Source organism: Sphaerospermopsis sp. FACHB-1094, from assembly GCF_014696195.1.
GTDB classification, from domain to species: domain Bacteria; phylum Cyanobacteriota; class Cyanobacteriia; order Cyanobacteriales; family Nostocaceae; genus Sphaerospermopsis; species Sphaerospermopsis kisseleviana.
Map to the genome: position 1 here is coordinate 1 of NZ_JACJPT010000153.1, position 9,984 is coordinate 9,984.

7 protein-coding genes and 1 pseudogene are annotated in these 9,984 nt (G+C 38.5%); 4 read left to right on the plus strand and 4 right to left on the minus strand.

Features of this window, described 5'->3' with window-relative positions:
• Positions 1–263 precede the first annotated feature (263 nt).
• The 3 genes from H6F47_RS25300 to H6F47_RS25310 all read left to right on the plus strand — a co-directional run bounded on the left by H6F47_RS25300 (position 264) and on the right by H6F47_RS25310 (position 1,791).
• Positions 264–554: a hypothetical protein gene (locus tag H6F47_RS25300; RefSeq protein ID WP_137668448.1), complete on the plus strand. Its 291-nt coding sequence runs from the start codon at positions 264–266 to the stop codon at positions 552–554.
• Positions 544–921, plus strand: coding sequence for a type II toxin-antitoxin system VapC family toxin (locus H6F47_RS25305; protein WP_137668447.1), 378 nt, complete (start codon positions 544–546; stop codon positions 919–921). The genes H6F47_RS25300 and H6F47_RS25305 overlap by 11 nt, the downstream gene beginning before the upstream one ends.
• A gap of 117 nt (positions 922–1,038) precedes the next feature.
• On the plus strand, positions 1,039–1,791 hold the full coding sequence (locus H6F47_RS25310) for a Uma2 family endonuclease (protein ID WP_190346931.1): 753 nt from the start codon (positions 1,039–1,041) through the stop codon (positions 1,789–1,791).
• 91 nt (positions 1,792–1,882) lie between these two features.
• Here H6F47_RS25310 and H6F47_RS25315 read toward each other — a convergent pair.
• The 4 genes and pseudogenes from H6F47_RS25315 to H6F47_RS25330 form a co-directional block, all read right to left on the minus strand.
• Positions 1,883–2,398, minus strand: a pseudogene (locus H6F47_RS25315) (RidA family protein); the annotation flags it as partial.
• A gap of 57 nt (positions 2,399–2,455) precedes the next feature.
• Positions 2,456–3,301 (minus strand): SWIM zinc finger family protein, encoded by an 846-nt coding sequence (locus tag H6F47_RS25320; RefSeq protein WP_137668445.1) that lies wholly within the window; start codon positions 3,299–3,301, stop codon positions 2,456–2,458.
• 132 nt (positions 3,302–3,433) lie between these two features.
• On the minus strand, positions 3,434–3,811 hold the full coding sequence (locus tag H6F47_RS25325; protein WP_242027492.1) for a DUF4351 domain-containing protein: 378 nt from the start codon (positions 3,809–3,811) through the stop codon (positions 3,434–3,436).
• A gap of 101 nt (positions 3,812–3,912) precedes the next feature.
• Positions 3,913–7,158 carry a DEAD/DEAH box helicase gene (locus tag H6F47_RS25330; RefSeq protein WP_137668443.1) on the minus strand — a complete coding sequence of 1,082 codons (3,246 nt, stop codon included), beginning with the start codon at positions 7,156–7,158 and terminating at the stop codon, positions 3,913–3,915.
• A 420-nt stretch (positions 7,159–7,578) separates the two neighbouring features.
• Between H6F47_RS25330 and H6F47_RS25335 the strand changes: the two genes are divergently transcribed.
• Entirely contained in the window at positions 7,579–9,735 is a 2,157-nt protein-coding gene (locus H6F47_RS25335; protein ID WP_096566315.1) for a polyribonucleotide nucleotidyltransferase, read from the plus strand.
• The last annotated feature ends 249 nt before the right edge of the window (positions 9,736–9,984 follow it).

Here is a 9,984-nt window from a genome sequence, read left to right on the forward strand (position 1 = left end):
CCTGAGCCTGTCCTGAGCCTGTCCTGAGCCTGTCCTGAGCCTGTCCTGAGCGGTGTCGAAGGGCGGTGTCGAAGGGCGGTGTCGAAGGGCGGTGTCGAAGGGCGGTGTCGAAGGGCGCAGTCGAAGTAAGTCGAAGTAAGCCGAAGTACAGGATTTGAGGACTTACAGGATGATTTCTTTTTAAGGATTTTTTACAGGATTTGCAACAAAATGGTTTTAAATAGCTTTACAATTTAATTAAGTAAACAATATTTCAAGATGTAATGATATCTATTCCTATTACCCTAGAACAACTGATTGCAGTTGTAAAACAGTTACCACCAGATGAACAAGCACAGGTAGCAATGTCCTTACTTAAAGGGGATTTATCTTCAGATTTAACAGAATTACTACAAAAACAGTATGCTTTAAACTCTGATAGTGAGAATGTGAAAAGTTTAGCTATTTCAACTGATAAGAAACCGAAAAAGTATGATTTCTCTGATTTAATGGGGCGTTTAAATTGGCGAGGAGATGCAGTTGAAATGCAAAGGTCTTTAAGAGATGAATGGTGATAGTTATCTGTTAGATACAAATGCGGTTGTGGCTGTGTTACAGGGAAATACTCAACTGCTGCAAATATTACAAAACGCTGATTGGATAGGAATTTCCGTGATTAGTCAAATTGAATTTTTGGCATTTTCTGGTTTAAGTGAATTAGATTATCAGCTTTTTCAAGAGTTTATTCAGCGTGTGGAAGTTGTTGGTTTGTCAGCAAAAGATACGTTATTAATTGATAATATTATTAAAATTCGTCAGCAATATCGCTTAAAATTACCTGATGCAGTAATTACAGCAACAGCAATACAAAATACAGCGAGTTTGGTAACGGCAGACCAAGAGTTAATAAAAATACCTATTTTGACTGTAATTACTTGGTAATTCCATCAAAATTAATTCTTTCTCCTGACTCCTGACTCCTGACTCCTGACTCCTGACTCCTGACTCCTGACTCCTACTATATAATCATTGATAAACCTGAAAACAGGAAAACCCACCATGATCATCACCACCCAAGACTACCAAATCACTTGGGAAAAATTACCCGATGATTACATTCTTCCCGACGATCCTGTGGATAACATCTACCAACCCACCCAAGCCGCAGCCCTAACCGAAAGCCTCCAACTAGCAGGTAAACTTGCTGCCAATTGCCTTATAACTACGAATTATGGCATCTGTGCCACAGTAAACGGCAAAATTGTCGTTAAAGCCCCTGACTGGGCTTATATCCCCGAAATTCGCACAACTAAGCAAGAAATCTTTCGTAGTTATACCCCCCAACTACAGGGAGACATTCCGGTTATTGTCATGGAATTTATTTCTGATACCGATGGAACAGAATATTCTAGTAAACCAACTTATCCGCCTGGAAAATGGTTTTTTTATGAAAGAATTTTAAAAGTTCCTAACTACATTATTTTTGAACCAGATAGAGGAGACTTAGAAGTTTATCGCTTAGATAAAAATAGTGAACAATACCAAATAGAAACACCTGATCAAAACCAACGTTACTGGATAGAAGAAATCAAACTTTATCTCGGTATTTGGGAAGGTACAAGAGAAAATCTCACCACTAAATGGTTAAGATTTTGGGATGAACAAGGAAATTTGTTATTGTGGAGTTCCGAATTAGTGGAACAAAAACGACAGGAGATAGAAGTAGAAAAACAACGTGCTGAACAAGAAAAACAGCGTGTTGAAAGACTAGCAGCACAACTACGTGCAGCAGGTATCGAACCAGAAAACTAAAAGTAGGGTAGCCAACACCCAGCAAATTATAAAATAAAACTCTTGTGGTGCGGGCATCTTGCCCGCTAATAGTATACTTGAGAAAAATCTGTTAACTAATCACAGCAATACATTCAATTTCTACCAACACATCTTTAGGTAAACGGGAAACCTCCACACAAGCACGCGCAGGGGCGGTATCTTCAGAAAAATACTTTGCATAAACCGCATTTACAGCAGCAAAATCTTTCATATCAGCTAAAAATACACCTGTTTTCACGACATCATTAAAAGTAGCACCAGCTTCTGTGAGGATAGCTTCAATATTTCTCATCACCTGTTCCGTTTGTTTGGTGACATCATCAGTATAAACCACATCACCCAAACGGGGATCAATAGCTATTTGGCCAGCGACAAACAGCATTTTCCCTGAAGCTACAATAGCCTGGTTATATGGTCCAACGGGTGCGGGTGCTTTATCGGTACGGATAACTTCACGAGTCATAATTTTAATCTCTTTTATCTCTTTTGGTAACGGTGCATCTGGTTTATTGAAGTCTAAATCAACATCTGTTGTATCAACTTCTCCATCTGGCATGATCGCATTTCCTCTTAAAATGGAAGGTTTTTAACCTTGAATGAAATAATTATCAATTATCAATTGTCAATTATCAATTGTCAATTGTCAATTGTTCATGGCTGCTAAAAAAGCCTTTTGACTCACATCTTTATAAACGGATTGTAAATAATTCATTGTCACATCACCCGCAGAAGAACTCACTGAATTTTCCTCATCTTTAGCTAGGGGAATTTTACCCAAAACATCTAACACCGTCTCACCCACACTAGGAGAAATGACCACTAAAGACGATTCTAATGGCTCATTATATTGCCAAAAATTATCTGATTTTAATGACAATTGATGTTCAGAAATTGGTTTTTGAATTTCTGCTTTTTCCTGTTTGCTAGTCGTTCCCTCAGACTGATCTAAAAGTTTACTGCTGCGTAAATTTCGTAAATCACTAATAATTTTTTCTCTGGTGCGTCCTCGTAATTGAAATAAAACAAAAGGATCTTCACTAAAGCGATCGCCTAATTGATAATACACTGCCCCAATATGTTTACAAGGTACTGCTTTATCAGGACAGGAACATTTACTATGAACATCACCCAAGGTAAAAGGAAATAATGAAAGTCCGTTACTTGTAAAGACATCTTCAATATTTTGTGGCATTTCTCCCGCTAATAATTTAGCAGCAAAAATTGACTTTTGGGACATGGTTTCAATCACATAACCCCATTCTTCATCACTAAAAGCATCTAGGAACAAAGAAACTTTATAAGGTTCTACTTCACTACCTTGAACCCGTGCTAAAACCTTCGCACCTTTAAATTCAATACTCAAAACATTGCCTTGTCGAGAATAATTTCTCGCCCTTTCTAACCGCTTTTTAAAGCGATAGGAATCCAATAAATCTAGCCATCTTTGTGACCACCATTCTCTGCTTGCTTGTAAATTTTCTTGACTCATAATTAAAAAGTTGGGATCAGAGTATATGTTAGATTTAGGACTTACGTAAGATTGGACTAAAAGCCGGATTCTGACGTAGGGGTAATTCATGAATTACCCATACTTGCGTTCTGTTTTGCGTAAGTCCTGAGATTAAAGATTATCTAACCACTGTTGCAAATCTGCTACTGTATCTAAATCAAATATTGCCTCTCCCAGAGATTCCAGGATTTCTATGTTTAAACTTCTAATTTTTGTTGCTAACTCTAAATCAATTTCTCCAAATTTTCTATTAATTTGACGGAAAATTAAATTTTTTTCTCTTTCAATACCTCTTTCAATACCTCTTTCAATACCTCTTTCAATTCCTTCTTCCATCCAACTGGTAACAATTTGCATAACTTCCTCCTTTTCCTCTGTTATTAATGTACCTAGTTCTGTTTGAAATTTCTCTTTTTCTATTTTATTTAATCTCAAGTATGTGTCAATGAAACCTGATATTAATTGCATTTTGGCAGGGTTTAATGTCATCTACATCTACATCTGTTTCTTTTTATTCTTTGTCCTTCAATCTTTCAGGTACATAACTGATTCCTGTACGGGCAGCCACGGGGGGTTTGTCCCTACAACTCCTATTCCTCATCTTCATCAATTATCGCATTTCTGTCCAATAATAATAAATCACGTAATTGATCTGTATCAAGTTCTGTTAACCATTCTTCACCAGCACCAACCACCTGTTCTGCTAATTGTTTCTTACTTTCAATCATCTCATTAATTTTCTCTTCTAAAGTTCCAGTACACACAAATTTATGAACCTGTACATTCTTAGTTTGTCCAATTCTAAAAACTCGGTCTGTAGCTTGATTTTCCACCGCAGGATTCCACCATCTATCAAAATGAAATACATGATTTGCCCTGGTTAAATTTAAACCCACACCACCAGCTTTTAAAGACAAAATCATAATTGGTGGTCCTTGGGGATCATGTTGAAAACGATCAATCATTTCTTCTCGTTGTTTTTTACTGGTGCTACCATATAAAAAGAAAATTTCCCTGCCTAAACGTTTTTCTAAATAGGGTTTTAATAATTTACCCCATTCGGCAAACTGAGTAAAAATTAAAGCCCGGTTTTCTTCTGCCACAACTTCTTCTAACATTTCTTCTAGACGTTGTAATTTTGCAGAATGATGTTTTGCTAAATTTGACTCTTTTAAAAATTGTGCTGGATGATTACAAATTTGTTTGAGTTTCACCAACAAACCTAAAATCATACCCCGACGTTGTAAACCTGCTGCTGATTCAATTGCCATCAAAGATTCGTCTACCAACTGTTGATATAATTCCCCTTGTTCAGCAGTTAAACCACAAAATACAGTCATTTCTTGCTTTTCTGGCAGGTCTTGAATAATTGATTTATCAGTTTTCAAACGTCGTAAAATGAAAGGCTGCACCAAAGATCGTAATTGTCCTAAAGAAGCAGTATCACCATACTTTTCAATAGGCATGGCAAAACGTCTTTGGAAAAATTGTTTATTACCCAAATATCCAGGGTTGAGAAAATCTAAAATAGACCATAATTCCTGCAATCTATTTTCTACAGGTGTTCCAGTTAAAGCAAGTCTAAATGTAGTGTCCAATTTTCGCACAGCTTGAGATTGTTTAGAATCAGCATTTTTGATATTTTGGGCTTCATCTAAAACAACTATTTGCCAATTCATGGTTTTTAATAAATTAATATCTCGCTGTACCAATGAATAGCTAGTAATTACTAAATCGTATTTATTTACTGTGGCAGTAAAACTTTTACCTTTGGGGCGTTTATCACCATGATATTCTAAAACTTTCAATTTAGGGGCAAATTTTTTAACTTCTTTTGCCCAATTTCCTAAAACCGAAGTGGGACATACTAAAAGCGTCGGGTTTTCTAATGCGTCTTTTTCTTTGAGATGCAGGAGAAAAACAATAAATTGTACCGATTTTCCTAGTCCCATATCATCCGCTAAACAAGCACCTAAACCCCATCTTTCTAAAAATGCTAACCAAGCTGCACCCCGTTCTTGATAAGGTCTTAATTTACCTTGAAAATTGTCAGGTGTTGGTAAAGGTTGAATATCTTGATTATTAGTTAAAGTCCCTACTAATTCTTGCAATGCGCCGGAAGCATCAAAACTCACAACAGGTAATTTTTCAATCACTTGAGTATCACCGGTACTAATTCTTAAAGCATCTTCTAAAGATAAAGATAACTGTTCTTTACGAGATGTAAAAAAGTTTTGGGCAGTTTTAATATCTTGGTTTCTTAGTTCTACCCATTCACCGTTAATTTCTACTAAAGGACTATTTAAAGCTACCAGTTTATCAAACTCAGCTTTAGAAATTGTCTGTCCACCAATTGCTAATTGCCATTGAAAGTTTAACAAACTTTGTAACCCCAAACGTCCTGATTTTTGCTTGGGAGGTTCGGCATTAATTTTCAAACCTAAACGATTAGCCCAACCTTCACGATTTGCTAAACTTGGTGGTAAAATTACCCCTAAGCCGCTATCTTCTAATCTCCAAGTTACAGTTTTAATAAATTCATAAGCTTGCATAGGAGTGAGGTGACAAAATTCAGGAGATTCTGTTTCTAAACTAGGCGCAATCACGGGATATAATCGAGAAGCTAAACCCAAACCCCGCAAAAATGTTTCCTGTGGTTGTTCAATTTGACGATGTTGATAAACTAATGTTTTTACTGGATGACTCCAAATAGTATTAGCATCTATTAAAAATTCTGAATCATCCGCTGCTTGGAGAAAATAAGCTAACTTCCAATCTGTTGTTTCTGCTGCTGGGGGATGGAGTTGAAAACAAGTCCTAAATGCAGCTTTTCCTGTTAATTGATATTGTAAAGGTAAAGTCCATGCTTTCAGGGCTGATTCTAATCTTTCTACTCCCATTGCATCAGCATTAATTTGATTTAATCCTTGATTTGATGCACTCGTTAAGGACTGTAACCACTGCTGTACCGCAGATGGTAAGGACATCATTAATCTATTATCAATGGGAGATTGAGAACCAACCATTTCTCGAATTTGGGCATCTATGATATTGTTGAGAAATGCCAAAATTAATCCTTGCGGTTCTCCAGGTAAATCAACTATTAATTTACTGCTAAAATCTTCTCTATCTGGTTGATAAGTACGACAAACTAACGGCATTTTCGCCGCAAATTTTTCTAAACGAGTAGCATCTATAGCACTATCTAAAAGTACCTGCCATTTACCAACTAGAGAATTATCTGGATTTTCTATAATATTCGGTAAAAACTTACAACGGGCAATTAAATCTAAACTCCATCGCGCCATTTGTAACCAAAAACGCAAATCTCCACCTAAAAAAGCATCTTTATTATCTGTTGAACTCAAGGGTAAATTTGAGAGAAATTTAATGGCAGCACTGGGTGGGAGACAAAAACCTTCAATTTTCCAAGGTTGTAAGTATTTTTGTGAATTTTTCTCAATCTCTAAACTAGCAGAATTTATGGGAGAAATAGCAGATTCTGTTTCTATAAAATTAGTTGGTAAAGCAATAATTTGTGAGTATGTTGGTAAAGTCTTTTCTGTTTTATGTGCTGTTTTACGTCCTTTGATTGGAGTAACAGCAGATGGAGATGTTGCAATATCTTGAATATAATTAGAAATTTCTAAATTATTGACTGCTAACCATTCCCTCAACTCAGTTGGAGTCATTGCCAAAGGATTAAGTGGGATTTCATCGGCGGTAATAGATTCCAGATTAATCTGGGAACTTCGCCAAGTTTCTCCCCAAATAAATAAACAATTATCAGTATAATTTTGCCCTTTATTTAACCAAATACCGTGTAAAATTGCCATATTTCTCAGATGCTAATTGTTTTCAGGAAATAATAGGGAATAGGAAACAGGGAACACTTCGACAAGCTTAGTGCATCGCAGGGAACAGGGAACAGACTTGAAGTATTGTATTGTATGATTTTTTGTGTAAATTTTATATCTCATGCAAGTGCATACTGCTATGTAAAAAAAATTATATTTGAGAATTTATATCGGACTATTCAACAATTCAATGTAACTCCTTAACTCCTATTTTTTCTTACTGTCACCCGTCACCTGTCACCTGTCACCTGTCACCTGTCACCTGTCCCCAGTCCCCAGTCACCTGCCCCTTGAATCTAGTCTATGAAACTAATATATCTAAAAGAAGCCGTCTATATAGCATAAATGTTAGGATTGCCACAGAGAGAGAATAGCGTGCATAGAAGGAAAAAAAACTGAATGGCAGAATTTGAGAAGTCAATATCCTTTGATGGACGGGATATTCGACTGAAGGTAGGACTGTTAGCCCCCCAAGCGGGTGGGTCGGTGTTGATAGAATCGGGGGATACTGCTGTTTTAGTGACAGCTACAAGGTCAGAAGCCAGAGAAGGCGTTGATTTTCTTCCCCTGACGGTAGATTATGAAGAAAGACTGTATGCAGCAGGAAGAATCCCTGGTGGTATCATGCGTCGTGAAGGTCGTCCACCAGAAAAGGCGATTTTAACTAGCCGTTTGATTGACCGTCCTTTGCGTCCTTTGTTTCCTTCATGGTTACGGGATGATTTGCAAATTATTGCTTTCACCCTGTCAATGGATGAACAAGTACCGCCAGATGTGTTAGCTGTAACTGGCGCTTCTATCGCTACTCTTATTGCCCAAATTCCTTTTAATGGACCAATGGCAGCAGTGCGGGTAGGTTTAGTGGGTGATGATTTCATTATTAACCCCACCTATGCAGAAATTGAAGCGGGTGATTTGGATTTAGTAGTTGCTGGTTCACCTGATGGTGTGATCATGGTGGAAGCCGGAGCAAATCAGTTACCAGAGCGAGATATCATCGAGGCCATTGATTTTGGTTACGAAGCAGTGCGGGATTTAATCCAAGCACAGCTAGATTTAGTTGAAGAACTGGGTTTAAAACTCGTCCAAGAAGAGCCACCGGAAGTAGATCAAACATTAGAAAACTATATCCGCGATCGCGCCAGTGCAGAAATTAAAAAAATCTTGGCTCAATTTGAGTTAACCAAAAACGAGCGTGATACAGCTTTAGATGCAGTTAAGGATGAAATCAAAGCGGAAATAGAAGCCTTACCCGAAGAAGATCCCATTCGTGTAGCTGCTACAGCCGATAGCAAAGCCCTTGGTAATACCTTTAAGGATATCACCAAATATTTTATGCGCCGTCAAATCATTGAAGATAACGTGCGCGTTGATGGTCGTAAATTAGATGAAGTCCGTCCTATATCTTGCCAAGTCGGAGTTTTACCCCGTCGTGTACATGGCAGTGGGTTATTTAACCGGGGACTCACTCAAGTATTATCTGCTTGTACCCTGGGTACACCAGGAGATGCTCAAAATCTCAATGATGATCTGCAAATAGATCAATCTAAACGTTACCTGCATCATTACAATTTCCCACCCTTCTCCGTCGGTGAAACCAAACCCATGCGTGCGCCAGGAAGACGAGAAATAGGTCATGGTGCTTTAGCCGAAAGAGCGATTTTACCCGTACTACCGCCCAAAGAACAATTCCCCTACGTCATCCGCGTAGTATCAGAAGTGCTTTCTTCCAACGGTTCTACCTCAATGGGTTCTGTCTGTGGTTCTACTCTCGCCCTTATGGATGCGGGTGTACCTATTATCAAACCTGTCACCGGTGCAGCAATGGGCTTGATTAAAGAAGGCGACGAAGTGCGCGTTCTCACGGATATTCAAGGCATTGAAGACTTCTTAGGGGACATGGACTTCAAAGTTGCGGGTACTGATACAGGCATCACCGCCTTACAAATGGATATGAAAATATCCGGTTTGTCCTTGGACGTGATCAAACAAGCTGTTGAGCAAGCTAAAGCAGCCCGGTTACATATTTTGGAGAAAATGCTCCAGACTATTGACACACCACGCACCGAAACCTCACCCTTTGCCCCACGTCTGTTGACGATCAAGATTGATCCAGAAATGATTGGTCTGGTCATTGGACCCGGTGGTAAAACCATCAAAGGAATTACCGAAGAAACTGGTGCAAAAATCGACATTGAAGATAATGGTACAGTCACCATTTCCGCAGTCGATGAAGGCAGAGCAAAGAGAGCAAAGAGCATCATTCAAGGCATGACTCGTAAACTCAATGAAGGGGATGTTTACATAGGTCGTGTGACACGGATTATACCTATTGGTGCATTTGTGGAATTTTTGCCCGGAAAAGAAGGCATGATTCACATTTCTCAACTTGCTGACTATCGTGTTGGTAAAGTGGAAGATGAAGTAGCCGTTGGTGATGAAGTGATTGTCAAAGTGCGCGAAATTGACAATAAAGGTAGAATTAACCTGACACGCTTGGGTATACACCCTGATCAAGCAGCTGCTGCGCGAGAAGCTGCGGCTACAAATCGTTAACAACGATTAAGGATTTTAGATTTTGGATTAGAGATCAATCGCAAATCTAAAATCCGCGATGCCTTATTTCAGCGGGCATCGCTGTATGATTTTTTAAATTATTTTTGAATAGATATCATGTCTGTTGGGGCTGGTGACTGGTGACTGGTGATTGGTGACTGGTGATTGGTGACTGGTGACTGGTGACTGGTGACTGGTGATTGGTGACTGGTGACTGGTGACTGGTGACTGGTGACTGGTGACTGGTGA